This window comes from Streptomyces pseudoechinosporeus (assembly GCF_054783935.1).
This window is the reverse complement of sequence record NZ_BAAGPS010000002.1, coordinates 163918-181991: the sequence shown is the minus strand read 5'-3', so window position 1 is coordinate 181991 and position 18074 is coordinate 163918. Positions and strand designations below refer to the sequence as shown.

Annotated in this window: 16 protein-coding genes and 1 pseudogene; 11 read left to right on the top strand and 6 right to left on the bottom strand. The window is 69.4% G+C overall.

The features are described from left to right. Positions 1-127: 127 nt before the first annotated feature. Positions 128-388: pseudogene (locus ACYVO6_RS03250) on the top strand (ATP-binding protein); the annotation flags it as partial. Between the two features lie 502 nt (positions 389-890). Here the strand turns inward: ACYVO6_RS03250 and ACYVO6_RS03245 are convergent. Beyond that, on the bottom strand, positions 891-1202 hold the full coding sequence (locus ACYVO6_RS03245) for a hypothetical protein (protein WP_461056979.1): 312 nt from the start codon (positions 1200-1202) through the stop codon (positions 891-893). 33 nt (positions 1203-1235) lie between these two features. After that, positions 1236-2930, bottom strand: coding sequence for a sodium:solute symporter family protein (locus ACYVO6_RS03240; RefSeq protein ID WP_461056977.1), 1695 nt, complete (start codon positions 2928-2930; stop codon positions 1236-1238). A 171-nt stretch (positions 2931-3101) separates the two neighbouring features. Here ACYVO6_RS03240 and galT point away from each other — a divergent pair, with 171 nt between their 5' ends. From galT to ACYVO6_RS03220, 4 genes are all read left to right on the top strand, one after another. Then, positions 3102-4166, top strand: coding sequence for a galactose-1-phosphate uridylyltransferase (gene galT / locus ACYVO6_RS03235; protein WP_461056975.1), 1065 nt, complete (start codon positions 3102-3104; stop codon positions 4164-4166). Further along, positions 4163-5131 carry a UDP-glucose 4-epimerase GalE gene (gene galE / locus ACYVO6_RS03230; protein ID WP_461056973.1) on the top strand — a complete coding sequence of 323 codons (969 nt, stop codon included), beginning with the start codon at positions 4163-4165 and terminating at the stop codon, positions 5129-5131. Before galT ends, galE begins: the two co-directional genes overlap by 4 nt. Then, positions 5132-6274 (top strand): galactokinase, encoded by a 1143-nt coding sequence (gene galK / locus ACYVO6_RS03225; protein WP_461056971.1) that lies wholly within the window; start codon positions 5132-5134, stop codon positions 6272-6274. 206 nt (positions 6275-6480) lie between these two features. After that, positions 6481-7077 (top strand): hypothetical protein, encoded by a 597-nt coding sequence (locus tag ACYVO6_RS03220; protein WP_461057060.1) that lies wholly within the window; start codon positions 6481-6483, stop codon positions 7075-7077. Positions 7078-7082: 5 nt separating this feature from the next. On the opposite strand, the gene ACYVO6_RS03215 is transcribed toward ACYVO6_RS03220, so the two are convergent. Next, the gene (locus ACYVO6_RS03215; protein WP_461056969.1) at positions 7083-7526 is read right to left on the bottom strand and encodes a GNAT family N-acetyltransferase; all 444 of its coding nucleotides are present in this window, start codon (positions 7524-7526) and stop codon (positions 7083-7085) included. 265 nt (positions 7527-7791) lie between these two features. Here ACYVO6_RS03215 and ACYVO6_RS03210 point away from each other — a divergent pair, with 265 nt between their 5' ends. Continuing rightward, entirely contained in the window at positions 7792-8559 is a 768-nt protein-coding gene (locus tag ACYVO6_RS03210; protein WP_461056967.1) for a LuxR C-terminal-related transcriptional regulator, read from the top strand. Here ACYVO6_RS03210 and tamR read toward each other — a convergent pair. Continuing rightward, a complete protein-coding gene (tamR, locus tag ACYVO6_RS03205) occupies positions 8518-9015 on the bottom strand; it encodes a MarR family transcriptional regulator TamR (protein ID WP_165263243.1) in 498 nt (165 codons plus the stop codon). The genes ACYVO6_RS03210 and tamR overlap by 42 nt on opposite strands. A 103-nt stretch (positions 9016-9118) precedes the next feature. On the opposite strand from tamR, the gene ACYVO6_RS03200 reads away from it, so the two are divergent. From ACYVO6_RS03200 to ACYVO6_RS03180, 5 genes are all read left to right on the top strand, one after another. Next, positions 9119-9940: a trans-aconitate 2-methyltransferase gene (locus ACYVO6_RS03200; RefSeq protein ID WP_461056965.1), complete on the top strand. Its 822-nt coding sequence runs from the start codon at positions 9119-9121 to the stop codon at positions 9938-9940. Positions 9941-10063: 123 nt separating this feature from the next. Continuing rightward, positions 10064-11437: an MFS transporter gene (locus ACYVO6_RS03195; RefSeq protein WP_461056963.1), complete on the top strand. Its 1374-nt coding sequence runs from the start codon at positions 10064-10066 to the stop codon at positions 11435-11437. Further along, positions 11434-12849: an alpha/beta hydrolase family protein gene (locus ACYVO6_RS03190; RefSeq protein WP_461056961.1), complete on the top strand. Its 1416-nt coding sequence runs from the start codon at positions 11434-11436 to the stop codon at positions 12847-12849. The genes ACYVO6_RS03195 and ACYVO6_RS03190 overlap by 4 nt, the downstream gene beginning before the upstream one ends. 57 nt (positions 12850-12906) lie before the next feature. Then, on the top strand, positions 12907-13779 hold the full coding sequence (locus ACYVO6_RS03185) for a PaaX family transcriptional regulator (protein WP_461056959.1): 873 nt from the start codon (positions 12907-12909) through the stop codon (positions 13777-13779). 383 nt (positions 13780-14162) lie between these two features. Beyond that, the gene (locus ACYVO6_RS03180) at positions 14163-16262 is read left to right on the top strand and encodes a glycosyltransferase family 4 protein (RefSeq protein WP_461056957.1); all 2100 of its coding nucleotides are present in this window, start codon (positions 14163-14165) and stop codon (positions 16260-16262) included. Between the two features lie 39 nt (positions 16263-16301). Here the strand turns inward: ACYVO6_RS03180 and ACYVO6_RS03175 are convergent, their stop codons facing one another. Together ACYVO6_RS03175 and ACYVO6_RS03170 are read right to left on the bottom strand one after the other, a co-directional pair. Further along, the gene (locus tag ACYVO6_RS03175; RefSeq protein ID WP_461056955.1) at positions 16302-16973 is read right to left on the bottom strand and encodes a TetR family transcriptional regulator; all 672 of its coding nucleotides are present in this window, start codon (positions 16971-16973) and stop codon (positions 16302-16304) included. Further along, on the bottom strand, positions 16970-17980 hold the full coding sequence (locus ACYVO6_RS03170; RefSeq protein ID WP_461056953.1) for an acyl-CoA desaturase: 1011 nt from the start codon (positions 17978-17980) through the stop codon (positions 16970-16972). The genes ACYVO6_RS03175 and ACYVO6_RS03170 overlap by 4 nt, the downstream gene beginning before the upstream one ends. Between the last annotated feature and the right edge of the window lie 94 nt (positions 17981-18074).

Below are 18074 nucleotides of genomic sequence, written 5' to 3'. Positions count from 1 at the left end.
ACACGCTGCGGAACCCTGGGATCCCGGAAGCGCACCACCCCGTCATGCCATGACGGCCGTGACACCGCCACCGTCCACCAGTCCGCCGCGCTCCCTCAACTCCTCGCACCTGAACCGGAGTTCACGCATGCCCAAAGACGAACCCTGGGAGTACACGCTCCACATCCCCCACGACGCCCGCGCGGTCACCGTGTGCCGCCGCACCGTCCGTCTGATCCTCACGATGCACGGCCTGATCCGCCTCACGGACGTGGCCGAGCTGCTGGCGACGGAGCTGGTCACCAACGCCGTACGGCACACGAAGGGTCCCGCGGCCCTGTGTCTGCACTGGCGGGCCGGAGTCCTGCGCATCGGCGCGTGGGACGCCGACCCTGAGCCGCCGCCCCCACTGGCGCTGGCGCATGCCCTGGAGACCGTGGATCCCGACAGCGCAGCGATGTTCGCGGAGCTCGTCGAGTCAGGCCTGGTCGATGCGCAGGCGAAGAAAATCTGGAAGGAGCTGATGATGCCGGTGAACTACTTCTTCAAGAATCCGGTCGCCGTGAAGCTGCGTGAAGAGGGTCGGGTAGAAGACCGCATCGAGATGACGCTGAGAATCCTGGAGTTGCGTGGCCTTCAGGTACCCGACTCGGTCCGGCTCCGAGTGGAGGCGTGCTCCGACCTGGACCAGCTCAAGGCCTGGTCGGAACGGGCCGTCCATGTGGCCAACGCGGCGGATCTCTTCGACGGCGATGGAGTCTGAGACAGACACCGGGGTCCCGAAGCGTGACGGGAACCCGTGGAAGTTGCCTCCGAAGTGACCGACCCGGCCGTTCTGTTCAACCCCGAATAGCCGTACAGGGCCGAAGCCACCTCAGTGAACTCCGGCCCCGCACAAGGTGGCTGCCCGGTCACTCGGTGCCCTTGTCGGCCTCTGGCGGCAACTGCTCCGTGTCGACCGGGGGCGGTGTGGGCCGCAGCCACAGCCACACCAGGAAGAACACCCCCAGTGCGAACATCCCCAGCCCCGTCCACAGGTTGATGTTCACTCCCTCCGCCTTGTCCAGGTCGGCGTCCGAGACCGTGAAGCCGGCGATCGTGACGATGACGCCGTAGATCACGAACAGGCCGCCGATGATGCGGCGGATGTCGAAGAGGCGGGCGGCGGTCGCGGACTTGCGCTCCAGTTCCTCGACCTCGTGCTGGTACTCGTAGTCGCTCATGGTGGTGCCTCAGCTCCGCTGGTTCAGAAGGAGTCAGAAGGAGAACGGGACGTAGCAGAGTGCGGCCAGGGCGACCGCTCCCCAGCCCAGCAGGGCCGGCTTGCGGTACCAGGCCTCGTCGCCCGCGGCCGGTGGCTCGTCCATGCCGGGGGAGCGGGTGCCGTACACCAGCCCCTGGAGTTCGGCCTCCGGCTTCGGTGCCGTGAAGAGCGTGACCGCGAACATCACCACCGCTCCGGCGACGAAGCCGGCGATCGCCGAGACGAAGTTGGCGCCCTGGTCGGAGGGGATGTTGATGACGCCCTGTTTGTAGATCACGAAGTAGTTGATCATCGCCGCCGTGGTGCCCACGAGCAGTCCCCAGAACCCGGACTTCATGGACGCCCGCTTCCAGAACAGGCCGATGATGAAGACGACGAACATCGGCACGTTGAAGAAGGAGAACAGCGTCTGCAGGTAGCTCATGATGTTCGAGAAGGACGACGCCAGGAACGCGGTGCCGATCGAGGCCAGTACACCGATCGCGGTGATCAACCGGCCGAAGCGCAGGTAGTACGTGTCCTCGCGGCCCTTGACCACGTACTTCGCCCAGATGTCGGACGTGAAGACCGTGTTGAAGGAGGAGATGTTGGCCGCCATGCCCGCCATGAACGCCGCCAGCAGACCGGTCACCGCGATCCCGAGCACACCGTTCGGCAGCAACTGCTCCATCAGATAGGGGATCGCGTCGTTGTACGTGAGGTCGGAGTCGGGCGTACCGATGTTCGGGACGAGGGCGGCGGCGATCAGGCCCGGGGTCATCACCACGAAGACGATGAAGATCTTCGGGAACGCGGCGATCAGCGGCGTCCGCTTGCCCGCGCTGAGGTTCTTCGCCGACAGGGCGCGCTGCACCTCGGCGAAGTTGGTCGTCCAGTAGCCGAAGGAGAGGACGAAGCCGAGGCCGAGCACGATGGTCAGCCAGTTCGCGCCGAGCGGATTGTCGTTGCCGATGCCCGTACCGCCCCACGCCGTGACGAAGTCCGCGCTGTGACTCTGCGTCAGCGAGTCGGTCAGTCCGTCCCAGCCGCCGACCTTCTTCAGGCCGAGGAGGGTGAGGGGGATGAGCGCGGCGAGGATGACGAAGAACTGGAGCACCTCGTTGTAGATCGCCGAGGACAGACCGCCGACGGTGATGTACGCGAGGACGAAGAAGCCGGCGACGACGATGGACACCCACTCCGGCCAGCCGAGCAGCGCCTCGACGACGATCGCGAGGGCGTAGAGGTTGACGCCCGCGATGAGGATCGCGGCGAAGGCGAACAGGACCGAGCTGAGCAGATGCGCCGACTTGTCGAAGCGCAGCAGCAGGAACTCCGGTACGGAGCGCACCTTCGACCCGTAGTAGAAGGGCATCATCACCAGGCCGAGGAAGACCATGGCGGGGATGGCGCCGACCCAGTACCAGTGCACGGTGTACGCGCCGTACTGCGCGCCGTTCGCCGCCATGCCCAGGATCTCGGTGGCGCCCAGATTGGCCGCGACGAACGCGAGACCGGTGACCCAGGCGGGCAGGGAGCGCCCGGAGAGGAAGAAGTCGAGGCTGGTCTTGACCGAGCGGCGGGCGGCGAAACCGATGCCTAAGACGACGACGAAGTAGATCGCCAGGATCGTGTAGTCGAGCCAGTTGGTGGGGAGCCGGAGTTCTTGAGCCAGATATATGGGGGGCAGATTTGTGGGGGTCTGCATAGGAACTCGCTTCGTTGCGTGCACAGATCAGAGCGGAAGCTACGCCTCCAGCTTCAAGAAGTGAACAGCCGTTATGGGGATCTTTGTTTGATTGTGATGTTGACCGACGTGGGGACTTGTGGTTTATTGTGTTCAGTTCTGTTTGATGAGTGTGGCCTAGGGAGCCCGACAGTGAAGAAGACCTCGACCCGGCTGGCCGACGGTCGTGAGCTCATCTACTACGACGCGCGTGATGACGCGGTCCGCGACGCGGTCGACCGCAGACCGCTCGACGCCACCGTCACCACGTCCCAGGTGCGCCGCGACCCGCTGCTCGGCGACTCGGTCGCGATCGCCTCGCACCGCCAGGGCCGCACCTACCACCCGCCGGCGAACGAATGCCCCCTGTGCCCTTCCGAGGGTGACCGGCTCAGCGAGATACCGGACTCCTCGTACGACGTCGCCGTCTTCGAGAACCGCTTCCCCTCCCTCGCCGGGGACTCGGGCCGCTGCGAGGTCGTCTGCTTCACCTCCGACCACGACGCGTCCTTCGCGGATCTGACGGACGAACAGGCCGGGCTGGTCCTGGAGGCCTGGACCGACCGCACCGCCGAGCTGTCCCATCTCCCCTCCGTCGAGCAGGTCTTCTGCTTCGAGAACCGCGGCGCCGAGATCGGCGTGACGCTCGGACATCCGCACGGCCAGATCTACGCGTACCCCTTCACCACCCCTCGTACGGCCCTGATGCTGCGCTCGCTCGCCGCACACAAGGAGGCGACCGGCGGGGAGAACCTCTTCGACGACGTGGTCGCCCGCGAACTGTCCGACGGCGACCGGATCGTGCTGGACGCCGAGCACTGGGTGGCCTTCGTGCCGTACGCGGCGCACTGGCCGTACGAGGTGCACCTCTACCCGAAGCGGCGGGTGCCCGACCTGCTGGGGCTCGACGAGGACGCCCGCACAGAGTTCCCCCAGGTGTATCTGGAACTCTTGAGGCGCTTCGACCGGATCTTCGGCGAGGGTGAGCCTCCGACGCCGTACATCGCGGCCTGGCATCAGGCGCCGTTCGGCACGCTGGAGGAGTTCGAGGGCGTCAGCCGTGACGACTTCGCGCTCCACCTGGAGCTTTTCACCATTCGCCGCACTTCCGGCAAGCTGAAGTTCCTCGCGGGTTCCGAATCCGGCATGAGCGTGTTCATCAACGACGTGCCGCCGGAGACCGCGGCCCAGCGACTGCGAGAGGTAGCGAGTTCATGAGTAGGAAGTACCTGGTCACCGGCGGCGCGGGCTATGTCGGCAGTGTGGTCGCGCAGCATCTGCTGGAGGCGGGCCACGAGGTCGTCGTCCTCGACAACCTCTCGACCGGCTTCCGCGAGGGCGTGCCCACCGGTGCCTCCTTCATCGAGGGCGACATCCGGGATGCCGCGAAGTGGCTGGACTCCTCCTTCGACGCGGTGCTGCACTTCGCCGCGTTCTCGCAGGTCGGCGAGTCGGTGGTGAAGCCGGAGAAGTACTGGGAGAACAACGTCGGCGGCACGATGGCCCTGCTGGAGGCGATGCGGTCGACGGGCGTCCGCAAGCTCGTCTTCTCCTCCACCGCCGCCACGTACGGCGAGCCGGAGGAAACCCCCATCGTCGAGTCCGCGCCGACGGCACCGACGAATCCGTACGGCGCCTCGAAGCTGGCCGTCGACCACATGATCACCGGTGAGGCGGCGGCGCACGGTCTGGGCGCGGTGTCGCTGCGCTACTTCAACGTGGCAGGTGCGTACGGCAGTTGCGGCGAGCGGCACGACCCCGAGTCGCACCTCATCCCGCTGGTCCTCCAGGTCGCCCAGGGCAGGCGCGACGCCATCTCCGTCTTCGGCGACGACTACCCGACCCCGGACGGCACCTGCATCCGCGACTACATCCATGTGGCGGACCTGGCGGAGGCCCACCTGCTGGCCCTCACGGCCGCCAAGCCCGGCGAGCACCTGATCTGCAACCTCGGCAACGGCAACGGCTTCTCGGTCCGCGAGGTCATCGAGACGGTGCGCCAGGTGACCGGACACCCGATTCCCGAGGTGGCCGCACCGCGCCGGGGCGGCGACCCCGCGGTGCTGGTGGCCTCGGCGCAGACGGCCCGCGAGCGGCTCGGCTGGAACCCGTCCCGCGCGGATCTCGCGGGGATCGTGGCGGACGCGTGGGCGTTCGCACAGAACGTGTCGAAGGAGCAGTAGGTGGGCGTACGGGAAGGCTTCGAGGAGCTGTACGGGGCGGCGCCCGAGGGCGTGTGGGCGGCTCCGGGCCGGGTCAATCTGATCGGCGAGTACACGGACTTCAACGAGGGTTTCGTGATGCCCCTCGCGCTGCCGCACACGGCGGTGGCGGCGGTCTCGCGCCGCGACGACGGCGTCCTGCGGCTGCACTCGGCCGACATCGAGGGCCCGGTCGTCGAACTGCACGTGGACGAGCTGGCGCCGCGGACGAACACGAGCTGGGCGGCGTATCCGGCGGGCGTGGTGTGGGTCCTGCGCGAGGCGGGCCACGTGGTGACGGGCGCGGACATCCACCTCAGCTCGACGGTGCCGACGGGCGCGGGCCTGTCGTCCTCGGCCGCGCTGGAGGTCGTGACGGCGCTGGCGTTGAACGACCTCTTCGAACTCGGCCTTACGCGCCCGGAGTTGGCCCGTGTCTCCCAGCGCGCGGAGAACGACTTCGTAGGAGTCCCCTGCGGCATCATGGACCAGACGGCCTCCGCCTGCTCCACCGAGGGCCACGCCCTCCACCTCGACTGCCGCGACCTCTCCATCCGCCAGATCCCCTTCGACCTGGCCGCCCAAGGCCTCCAGCTCCTGGTCGTCGACACCCGCGTGAAGCACGCGCTGGGCGACGGGGAGTACGCGGAACGCCGGGAGGGCTGCGAGGAGGGCGCCCGGCAACTCGGCATCCCGTTCCTCCGGGACCTCCCGTACGAGGACCTGGACGCGGCGCTGCTCCGCCTGTCCGACGAGCGCGTACGCCGCTATGTACGCCACGTCGTCTCGGACGACCACCGCGTGGAGCAGGTCATCGCGCTGCTGGACGCGGGTGACGTACGAGCCATCGGCCCCGTCCTCACGGACGGCCACGCCTCCCTGCGGGACGACCTCCGCATCTCCTGCCCGGAGCTGGACCTGGTCGTCTCCACGGCGAATGCGGCCGGTGCCTTGGGCGCCCGAATGACGGGCGGCGGCTTCGGCGGCTCGGCGATCGTGCTGGCGGAGACGGCCGACGTCGACACGATCACCAAGGCGGTGGAAGAGGCGTTCGCGACGGCCGGCTTCACGGCACCGCGCGTCTTCGAGGCGGTGCCCTCGGCGGGGGCGCGGCGGGTGGCCTGACCCCGCACGGTCTGTGCGCGGACCGTCCCTTTGTCGTCCGCAGTCTGTAACTGCCCCTGCGCCGGGGGTAGTTCCATGTGAGCCTGGTCTCATCGCTTTGGTCTGTCCGGCGAGAAGGGGGAGGTTTCATGGTTTCGCAGGGCGGCCCTCAGGCCCCCGCCCGCAAGGGTGTGGATTGCCTCAGGGGTGTGTTGGCCATTTTGGTGATGATCGCCATCGGGTACGGGATCTCACAGTTGGGCGACGACGACAGCGGTTCGTCGTCCTCCGCGTCGCCGTCCTCGGCGGCGTCCGAGTCCTCGTCCGACGGCGGCGGGAGTTCGGGGGAGTGGAAGACCGGAGACTGCGGGGGACCGGACCCGGACCGCGCACCCGACGGGTACAAGCCGTACGACTGTGACGACGCCGACGCGACCTTCAAGGCGCTGAAGATCATGGACGGGACTTTCCTGCCGGACGCCATCCAGTGCCCGGCGGGCACGGACCTGATCATCGAGGTGTCGATGACCTTCGGTTCGGACGACGACGGGAACGGCGGGATTCCCACGGACACCGTCTGCGGCCGGAACCTCTCCGGCGATCACCCCGGTGACGCGGGGGCCGGAGGAGGGCAGTTGGTGGCGGGCGACTGCGTCTCATCGACCGCTCAGGAGATCGCATGCGCCTCGGCGGGCGCCGCCGACTTCAAGGTCCTCGACCTGGTCGAGGAGGAGTCCGCGTGCCCCTCGGGCACCACGGAACCCATGCGGCTGACGCTCGCGGTCGGTCGGCCGTATAACGTGATCTGCGCGCGCAGCGCCTAGGGGGCTCAGCCGAGCCGCTTCGCCAGCGTGTACTCCGTAACCCCCGGCGGATAGTCGGGGATCACGCACACCACCTCATAGCCCCGCTTCTTGTAGAACTCCGGCGCCTGGAAGTCCCACGTCTCCAGGCGGGCGGCGCGGCAGCCGCGTTCCGCGTGGGCCAGTTGTTCCGCCCGGGACAGCAGGTGGGAGCCGAGGCCTGTGCCGCGGTGGGGGGCGTCGACCCAGAGGTACGTCACGTGCAGCCAGGTCGCCCAGGTGTGGCCGACCAGGCCGCCCGCGAGCTCGTCCTGCTCGTCCAGCGCCCAGAGGTGGAGCGGAAGCTCGCGTTCGTCGGGGGTTCCGCGGAGAGCACGGAGTACGGGAGAGGCCGCCGTGTTGGCGTCCCGGAGACGGGAACGCAGCAACTTGCTGAACTCTTTGTCGACTCCTGTCTCAATGCGAAACATACGCCTCACCATAAACGTGCCGGACAATCAGTTCTGCAAATCCTCTTCCGCTCCCGCCGCCCGGCCTTACCCTGATGAGCAGCACCGGTGGGGGCCGGTGTTGATCAGGGGGCGAGACAGCCGGGTACGACGCCCGGAGTGGGGGTAGCAGTCCAGCGCGGCGGCGGCCGTGTGGCTGCGGCACCCCGTCCCGGGGTCCTCGGGGTCCCGGAACATTCCGGGCGCCGTACCTGTGCCGGTCGTCCCCCGACCAGTGGGGGTTTCAGTGGTTCGCATCCGTGTCCTGGTCGTCGACGACCATCGCATCTTCGCCGAGTCGCTCGCGGCAGCTCTTGCCGCCGAGCCCGACGTCGACGTCTCCGCAGCCGGCAGCGGGCCTGCCGCGCTGCGCTGCCTGGAGCGAGCTGCGGCGGAAGGCCGCAGATTCGACGTGCTGCTCGTCGACGCCGACCTGGGCGGCAATGTGCCGGGCGTCCGCCCGGCCGTACCCGTGCACGACAACAACGAAGAAGGCCTGGTCGACGGCATCTCCCTGGTCGCGGGCGTCCGCTCGGGCCAGCCGGGAGTGCGTACCGTCGTCCTCGCCGAGAAGGACGACCCGCGCCGCGCGGCCCTCGCCCTGCAGGCCGGGGCCTCGGGTTGGGTCGCCAAGGACTGCTCGCTGTCGAGGCTGCTGACGGTCATACGAGGCGTGCTGCGGGACGAGACGCATCTGCCGCCCGCCCTGCTCACGGGCGTGCTGCGCGAGCTGACCGCCGCCCGCAAGCACCGCACCGAGAGCGAGGAGCTCGTGGAGTCCCTCACGCCGCGTGAGCGCGAGGTGCTGCGGTGCATGGTCGCCGGGCTGGGCAGGAAAGCCGTCGCCGAGCGGCTCTTCCTCTCCCCGCACACCGTCCGCACCCATATGCAGAACGTCCTGGGGAAGCTGGGCGTCCACTCCACCCTCGCCGCCGTGGCACTCGCCCGCCGCGCCGGGGTCGGGCCGGTCGACCTAGCCGGGGATGTTGTCGAACGGGGCGGTCAACTGGCGTAGCAGCCCGGCCAGTTCACCGCGCTGCGCACTGCTGAGCTCCGCCAGGATCGCCCGCTCCTGGTCGAGGAGTCCGGCGAGTGCCTGGTCCGCGCGGTCCCGCCCCTCGTCCGTCAGCCGCACCAACACGCCCCGCCGGTCGCTGGGGTCGGGGAGGCGCTCCACCAGGCCCTTCTTCGCCAGCCGGTCGATACGGTTCGTCATCGTGCCGGATGTCACCAGGGTCTGGGTCAGCAACTGGCCGGGGGAGAGCTGATACGGAGCCCCGGCCCGCCTCAGCGCCGTCAGGACGTCGAACTCCCAGGGCTCCAGGCTGTGTTCGGAGAACGCCAGGCGGCGTGCGCGGTCCAGATGCCGGGCCAGCCTGCTCACCCGGCTGAGCACTTCCAGCGGCTCCACATCGAGGTCCGGGCGCTCCCGGCGCCACGCTGCGACCAGCCGATCGACCTCGTCCTCCATGGCGATCAGTGTAGTGGTTGTGTCGATGTGAAGTCTCTTGACGTCAAGATAGTTGGGGTGTGAGCCTGGAGATCCATCTCGGTCGCTTCAAGGAGGCCCACCCGTGCCCGCATCCGGTCGTTCAGTCGCCCCCACCTGGGACCCGAGCCAGTACCTGCGTCACGCGGACCATCGCGCCCGCCCCTTCGTGGACCTCCTGGCCCGCGTCCCGTCCCTGCCCGCGGACCCGCCCCGCATCGCCGACCTCGGCTGCGGCCCCGGCAACATGACCCGCCTCCTCGCCGACCGCTGGCCCACCGCGCACATCACCGGCCTCGACAACTCACCTCAGATGCTCGCCCGCGCCGAACCCCTGGCAGGCCCCACGCCGGGCGGCGGCCACCTCGACTTCGCCGCCGCGGACGCCGCGACCTGGACGCCGGCAGAGCCGTACGACCTGATCGTCAGCAACGCCACCCTCCAGTGGGTACCGGATCACACAGCCCGCTTCCCCGCCTGGGTGGACGGCCTCGCCCCGGGCGGCACCTTCGCCTTCCAGGTACCCGGCAACTTCGACGCCCCCAGCCACCGCCTGATGCGCGAACTCGCCCATTCCGCACGCTGGAAGGACCGCCTGGCCGAAACGCTCCGCCACGACGACGCGGTCCACGAGCCCGCCCGCTATCTCCAGGCCCTCACCGACCTCGGCTGCGACGCCGATGTCTGGCAGACGACGTACCTGCACCTCCTGAAGGGCGAGGACCCGGTCCTGGACTGGGTGAAGGGCACGGGCCTGCGACCGGTTCTGACGGAATTGGGCGAGGAAGCGGAGTCCTTCGTCGCCGAGTACCGCACCGCCCTCCGCGCCGCGTATCCGGCCGGGGAGCAGGGCACCGTGTTCCCCTTCCGCCGCATCTTCGCGGTGGCGCGGAAGGCGGACGCCTGATCCCGTCCCGCCGGAACGGCAGCCTCCCGCGCCCCAGCCTGCGATGTTGTGCAGAATATTGACGGCAACTAAATCTACGCCTACCTTCGCGGTGTCCCTCCCCCCGCTCAAGGGAGACCCGCGATGCCCCCGTCCCCACCCGCATCCCCAGCACCACCCCAATCCCCCGAATCCACAAGGCAGTTGCGACGTGTCGCGCTGTCCGGGCTGCTCGGTACCGCCGTCGAGTTCTACGACTTCCTCGTGTACGGAACCGTCGCCGCCCTCGTCTTCGGGGAGCTGTTCTTCCCGGGAGCCGACCCCGCCGTCGGCACGATCGCGGCGTTCGGCACCTTCGCCGCCGGTTACGTCGCCCGGCCGCTCGGCGGCATCGTCTTCGGGCACTTCGGCGACCGGCTCGGCCGTAAGTCGATGCTGTTGCTGACCATGGGCCTGATGGGCGGCGCCAGTTTCCTCATCGGCGTGCTGCCCACGTACGACACCGTCGGTGTCTGGGCGCCCGTCATGTTGATCACCCTGCGCGTCGTCCAGGGCCTCGCCATCGGCGGTGAGTGGGGCGGCGCCACGCTCATGGTCGTCGAGCACGCCGGTCAGCGGCGGCGCGGACTGTGGTCCAGCTTCACGCAGATGGGAGCCCCGCTCGGCTCCCTGCTGTCGTCGGCCGTGGTCACGCTCGTCGTCACGCTGCCCAAGGACGAGTTCGCCGCCTGGGGCTGGCGCGTGCCGTTCCTGCTCAGCGTCGTACTGCTCGGCGTCGGCCTGTTCGTACGCCTGAAGGTGGTCGAGAGCCCGCTGTTCGCCGAGGTGAAGAAGAAGCGGAAGGAAGCCCGGCTGCCCGTGGTGGACGTACTGCGGCGGCCCCGCGCGCTGCTGCTCGCCTGCTGCGTCGGCATCGGCGCCTTCACCGCCCAGTCCCTGCTGACCAGCTACATGATCGCGTACGCCACCGGAATCGGCTACGCCCGCTCACAGGTGCTGACCGCGCTCACCGTCTCCGCCTGCGTCGCCCTCGTCGTACTGCCCTGCGCCTCCGCCCTGTCCGACCGCATCGGACGCCGCCCCGTCGTGCTCACCGGCGCCGTCGCCTCCGCCGCGCTGGCCTTCCCGGTGCTCGCGCTGGTCGACTCAGGGTCGCCGGGGCTGCTGATCCTGGCCATCGCCCTCGGTCACGGCGTCGCCCAGTCGATGATGTACGGCCCGCTCGGCGCCCTGCTCACCGAGATGTTCGGCACCCGCGTCCGCTACACCGGCGCCTCCCTCGGCTACCAGCTCGCCACCCTCGTCGGCGCCGGCTTCTCCCCGATGATCGCCGGAAGCCTGGTCGCCGCGGACGGCGGCGGCTCCACCTCGATCGCCCTGCTGCTGTGCGGCGGCGCCACCGTCACCGCACTGACCGTGGGGTTCCTGCGCGAGACCCACCGGGATTCACTGACCGACGCCGAGCCCGGAACCAACACCCCCCACACCCCTGCACCCAAGGAGCAGATGACCTCGTGATCACCCCCACCCGCACCCGCGCCCGTACGTCATTGACGCGCCGGACCGCTCTCGCCGTCGCCGTCCTGCTCGCCGCCTCCGCCGCCCCCACGGTCTCCGCGTACGCCGCCGAAGCGCCCGCCGAACACATCGAGGGCACCCTCCCGTCCGGCGCCAAGTACCTCATGGACAAGCCCGCGAACTGGAACGGCACCGTCCTCCTCTTCAGCCACGGCTACCGGCCCGCCGGCTCACCGCTCGCCGCCCAGAACGCCTCCGACGACGCCACCAAGGCACTCCTCCTCGACCAGGGCTACGCGCTCATCGGCTCCTCGTACGCCTCCAACGGCTGGGCCGTGACGGATGCCGTGCCCGATCAGCTCGCCACCCTCGACGTGTTCACCGCCCGCTTCGGGGAGGCCCGGCGCACCATCGCCTGGGGTCAGTCGTACGGCGGCCTCGTCACCACCGCGATCGCCGAACGGCACCCCGAGCGCATCGACGGCTCGCTCGCCATGTGCGGCCTCGTCCACGGCGGCGTCGCCAACTGGAACAACACGCTCGATCCCGTCTTCGCCCTCAAGACCCTGCTCGCGCCCGCCTCCTCCGTCCAGCTGACCGGTTTCGCCGACCAGGCCTCGGCGGCAGCCGCCGCCGGCACCCTGAGCGCGACCGTCACCGACGCCCAGGCCACCCCCGAGGGCCGCGCCCGTATCGCCCTCGCCGCCGCGCTCCACAACATCCCCGGCTGGAACGACCCCTCGCAGCCCGAGCCCGCCCCGGACGACTGGAACACCCAGCAGGCCAACCAGTACCAGGCCCTCCAGGGGATGCTGGGCAGGCCCGCATTCAGCTGGCGCCAGGAGGCCGAGAGCCGGGCCGGCGGCAACATGTCCTGGAACACCGGCGTCGACTACACGAAGATGCTCCGCCAGTCCTCCGTCTACAAGGAGGTCACCGAGCTCTACAAGGACGCGGGCCTGTCCCTGAAGAAGGACCTGGGCGCCCTGAACCGGGCCCCGCGCATCAGCGCCGACCCCGCCGCCGTCGACTGGATGAGCCGCACCAGCTCGTTCACCGGCCGGCTGCACAAACCGCAGCTCACCATCCACACCACCGGCGACGCCCTCGTCCCCGTACAGACCGAGAGCGCCTACCGCAGGGCCGCCACGGCCGGGGGCTCGGCACCGCTCCTGCGCCAGGCGTACGTCGACAACCCCGGGCACTGCACCTTCAGCCCGGCCGAGCAGTCGGGTGCCCTGCACACCCTGGAGAAGCGGCTCGACAAGGGGCGCTGGCAAGGCACGGATCCGGCGTCGCTCAACGCCACGTCCGCCGCGGCCGATCCCACGACCCCGGCTCGCTACATCCCGTACCGGCCCGCTCCGTATCCCCGCCCGTACGACCTGGCGCATCCCGGCGACGGTCGGTGACAAGCGCGTACGGCCGCCCGTGACCTCCCGCACACGGGCGGTCGTACGCTTACCGCTGTGGAGGACGACAACCTGGACACGACGGACACGCCGCCCGAGGCCCCCGATTCCCCTGACACCCCGCAGTTGCGCCCTCAGTCGCTGGTGCTCGCCTTCTTCGGCAACCACGTACTCGATGAGGGTGAGCTGTGCGTGTACTCGGGCAGCATCATCGACGTACTGGCCCGGGTCGGGACGGGCGAGCAGGCCGTACGGTCCACGCTGACCCGCATGGTCAACCGGGGGCTGCTGCGGCGTCAGCGCGAGGGCCGCAAGATGTTCTTCGGGCTGACCCCGCAGGCGGTACGGATCCTTCAGGACGGCGGGCAGCGCATCTGGCAGGACGGCGCGGTCAACGAGGACTGGGACGGCACCTGGACGCTGCTCGGCTTCTCCCTTCCCGAGTCCTGGCAGCGCCAGCGCCATGACCTGCGGTCGCGGCTCACCTGGTCGGGGTTCGGCGCGCTCTACAGCGGGCTGTGGATCGCGCCCGGCCGCGTCAGCGTCCACGACATCGTCTCCGAACTCGGCCTCGCCGCCCACGTCAAGGTCTTCCACGCGCAAGCCGACGAGGCGACGGACATCGGCACGATGATCCGGGAGAGCTGGGACCTGGAGAGCGTCGCGGCACGGTACGCCGCCTTCGACAAGCGGTGGGCCGGTGGCCATGGCGTCACCTCCGCCGACCCCATGGCCACCCGCCTCCGCCTGGTCGCCGAATGGCTGCGGATCATACGCACGGACCCCCGGCTCCCGGTCCAGCACCTGCCCCCGGAGTGGCCGGCCCGCCAGGCCCAGGAGACGTTCCGACGCATAGCGGAGGAGACGGCGGGGTCCGCTGCGCGGATGGCGGGGGAGCTGCTGGAAACGGTGCCGCTGCGCTTGGCTTGAGCAGTTTGGCCCGGTGGGCATGGTGGGGGTTTGTGTGTGGTTGCTCGCGCAGTTCCCCGCGCCCCTTACGGGGCGCTCCGGTGCGGGCTTCGTTACTAGCGCAACCGATTCCCCTTCCCGCTAATTAGATGACCATCTTCCGTTTTCGGTCGACCGGCCGAACGTATGCCTAACGTCACGTGTTACTTCGGTGTAAATTCAGCTGGCGTTTGCTAGGGTTCGAAGCCGCAGGGGGGTCTGTGACCAGGAGTTTTCCTTTCTTGCTGCCGTTTTTCGGGTGGCGGACGCCTGCCCTGCTGTTTCCGCGGAGCGGCTCCGCTTCCTGAAAGGAATTCTTCGGTGGTACCCAGACTCCGGATTGTTCGCGCGAAGCCGAGAACGCCGTGAAGATCGCTTTCCTGATCAACAACGCGTACGGAATCGGCGGCACCATCCGCTCCACGGCGAACCTCTCGGCCGCGTTCGCCGACCGCCACGACGTCGAGGTCGTCAGCGTGCACCGCGTACGGGACGAACCGGCGCTCCCCTTCGACCCGCGCGTACGGCTGACCTCGCTGATCGACATGCGCGAGGACAGCCCGGGCTACGAGGGCACGCACGAACTCACCCGGCAGCCCTGCACGATGTTCTCCGACACCGGGGCGGCCAAGTACTCGTCGAAGCTGCCGTACTCGGCCCTCCAGGACGCGCGCATCGGCGGCTACCTCAAGGACACCGACGCCGACGTGGTGATCGCCACCCGCCCGGACCTCAACGGCTATCTCGCCCGCGACGGCCAGCCCCGGTACCTGCGGATCGGCCAGGAACACCTGAGCCTCGACGCCCACGGCGAGCGGTTGCGCGAGCACCAGAACAGGGCCGTCGCGGGCCTCGACGCCTTCGTCACCGTGTCCGAGGCGGACGCCGCGCAGTACCGCGCCGCACTGCCCGGCGTGACGGCGACCATCGTGTGCGTACCCAACGGCGTGCGCGCCCCGGCCGTGGTCCCCTCCTCCCTGGACTCCGACGTCATTGTGGCGGCCGGACGCCTGATCGCCGTCAAGCGGTACGACCGGCTGGTCTCGGCCTTCGCCAAGGTCGCCGCGGAGTATCCGGGCTGGACCCTGCGGATCTACGGGCGGGGCCCGGAGAAGGTGAGGCTGCGGGAGCAGATCGACCGGCTCGGGCTGTACGACCGCGCCTTCCTCATGGGACCCGTGTCGCCCATCGAGACCGAGTGGGCCAAGGGCGCGATCGCGGCCATCTCCTCCGACATGGAGTCCTTCGGCATGACGATCGTCGAGGCCATGCACTGCGGCGTCCCGGTCGTCGCGACCGACTGCCCGCACGGACCCGGCGAGATCATCACCGACGGCCAGGACGGACTGCTCGTACCGCTCTCCGGCGACGTCGACGCCCTCGCCGACGGACTCAAGCGCCTTGTCGCCGACCCCGCACTGCGCCGCAAACTCGCCGCCGGCGCCCAGGAGAAGGCCGCGACCTACGCCCCCTCCGTCATCGCCCGCCGCTACGAAGCCCTCATCGACGAACTCTCCCGCAAGCGCCGCCGCACCTGGACCGGCGGCAGCGCGGCCCTGATCCGGCGGCTGAGCCGCACCGTCCGACCCCGCCCGGCAGCGTCCACCGCCCTCCCGGAGAGCACCCCACCGCCCGCCGCGCACGCCCGCGCGACAGCGGAAGGCGGACTGACCGTACTGCTCAACCCGGCCGAACTGCCCGCCGGACCACTGGACTTCGTTCTCCGTCTGCGCCGCGACCCGGACAGGCGGGAGGTCCGCCTCCCTGTGCTCCCGGACCCGGACTCCCCGGACACCGGCGCCCGCGTCACCCTGCACCGAGGCGAGCACACCCTCGCCGAGGGCCGCTGGGACTGCTACGTCGCCCCGCGCGGCACCGGCTCCGGCACCCGCACGCGCCTCACCGCCCGGCTCGTCGAGCAGGCGGCCCTGCTTCGAAGACCCCTCACCGTCCGCGAACCCGACGGCGTGAGCGCGTGGATCCCGTACACCACCGCCGACGGCTATCTCGCCCTGCGCACCTGGCTGCGGCCCGGCCACGCCGAGGTCGAGCGGATCCAGGCCGGCGAGCGCTCGGTGTCCGTCACCGTCTCGCTGCACGGGGCCACCGGCCTCGCGGCCGGGGCTGGGGTCACGGTGCAGGCGGTGTCCCGGACGGAGCGGGCGTACGACTTCTCCGTGCCCGCCCACTCCGTAGGCGCCGACAGCCTCCGCTTCACCCTCCCGTACGAGGAGGTCATGGCGCGGCGCACCACGGAACAGGACCTCTGGGATCTGCGGCTGTCCACCGCCGACGGGACCGTCCCGGTGGGCCGGATCAGCGGGGACATCGTGGATCGCAAGAAAACGGATGTCGTGCCGGCGGTCGTCCTCGACCACCCGCAGCGGGGCCGCACCCGGATCAGACCGTTCTTCTCCGCCACCAACGACCTGGCACTGAGCGCCCGCGACATCGAGGACAACTGAAGACCGACTGGCGGCCGGCTCTCTGAGCCGGCCGGCCGCTCAGCTCTTGCGGTGGCCAATCAGGCGCGGCTTCGCCTCCAGCCCGTCCAGACCGTGCCAGGCCAGATTCACCAGATGGGCCGCCACCTCGGCCTTCTTCGGGCGCCGTACGTCCAGCCACCACTGGCCGGTCAGGGCGACCATGCCGACCAGGGCCTGGGCGTACAGCGGCGCGAGCTTCGGGTCGAAGCCGCGGCTCTTGAACTCGCGGCCCAGGATGTCCTCGACCTGTGTCGCGATGTCGGAGATCAGCGAGGCGAAGGAACCCGTGGACTGGGGGATGGGGGAGTCACGGACGAGGATACGGAAACCGTCCGTGTACTCCTCGATGTAGTCGAGCAGCGCGAACGCCGCCTGCTCGCACAGTTCGCGGGGATGGCCGGCCGTGAGCGAGCTGGTCACCATGTCCAGCAGGCACCGCATCTCACGGTCCACGACCACCGCGTACAGGCCCTCCTTGCCGCCGAAGTGCTCGTACACCACCGGCTTGGAGACCCCGGCCTTCGCCGCTATCTCCTCCACCGACGTGCCCTCGAAGCCCTTGGTGGCGAAGAGCGTGCGGCCGATCTCCAGGAGCTGCTGGCGTCGCTCCGCCCCCGTCATCCGGGTCCGGCGCGCACGCCGCGGCTTGTCGTTGCTGGGTGTGCTGGAGTCGGCCACGCTGTCAATCATGCCGCCTCAGCGGTCTCCGCCTTACCTCGGGAACCCTTCCCGCCTGGGTTCCGGCGTGAATCGATACGCGAGCGTGACGGCCAGCGCACGTCATACGCCCAGCCGAGCTGCTCGAACCAGCGGATGATCCGCGCCGAGGAGTCCAGCTGACCGCGCTCCACGCCGTGGCGGGCGGACGTCGGATCGGCGTGGTGCAGGTTGTGCCAGGACTCGCCGCAGGACAGTACGGCCAGCCACCACACGTTGCCCGAGCGGTCACGCGACTTGAAGGGGCGCTTGCCCACCGCGTGACAGATCGAGTTGATGGACCACGTGACGTGATGCAGCAGCGCCACCCGGACGAGCGAGCCCCAGAAGAACGCCGTGAAGGCTCCCCACCAGGACATCGTGACCAGGCCTCCGACCAGCGGCGGGATGGCCAGGGAGAGCATCGTCCAGAAGATGAACTGGCGGGAGATCGCACGGATCGCCCCGTCCTTGATCAGATCCGGCGCGTACTTCTCCTGCGGCGTCTGCTCCTCGTCGAACATCCAGCCGATGTGCGCCCACCACAGGCCCTTCATCAGAGCCGGGACGGTCTCGCCGAAGCGCCACGGCGAATGCGGGTCGCCCTCGGCGTCGGAGAACTTGTGGTGCTTGCGGTGGTCGGCGACCCAGCGGACCAGCGGGCCCTCCACCGCCATCGAGCCCATGATCGCGAGCGCGATCCGCAGCGGGCGCCTGGCCTTGAAGGAACCGTGCGTGAAGTAGCGGTGGAAACCGATGGTGATGCCGTGGCAGCCGAGGTAGTAGAAGAACACCAGCAGACCGAGGTCCAGCCAGCTCACCCCCCAGCCCCAGGCCAGGGGCACGGCCGCGAGCAGCGCGAGGAACGGGACGGTGATGAAGAGAAGGAGCGTGATCTGCTCGATCGAACGCTTCTGCTCGCCGCCCAGAGTGGCAGAGGGGAGCGAGGTGTCGTTGGTCGCCTTCGGGGCGTCGTCGATCACATCGGAGCTTGTGGTCATGGGGCGTCCCCTGTGGGGTTCGTGGGTTGAGACGATGCCGGATGTACAGGCATACGGGTTCGTATGTCATGCCTACGGTTCCGTAACCTACGGC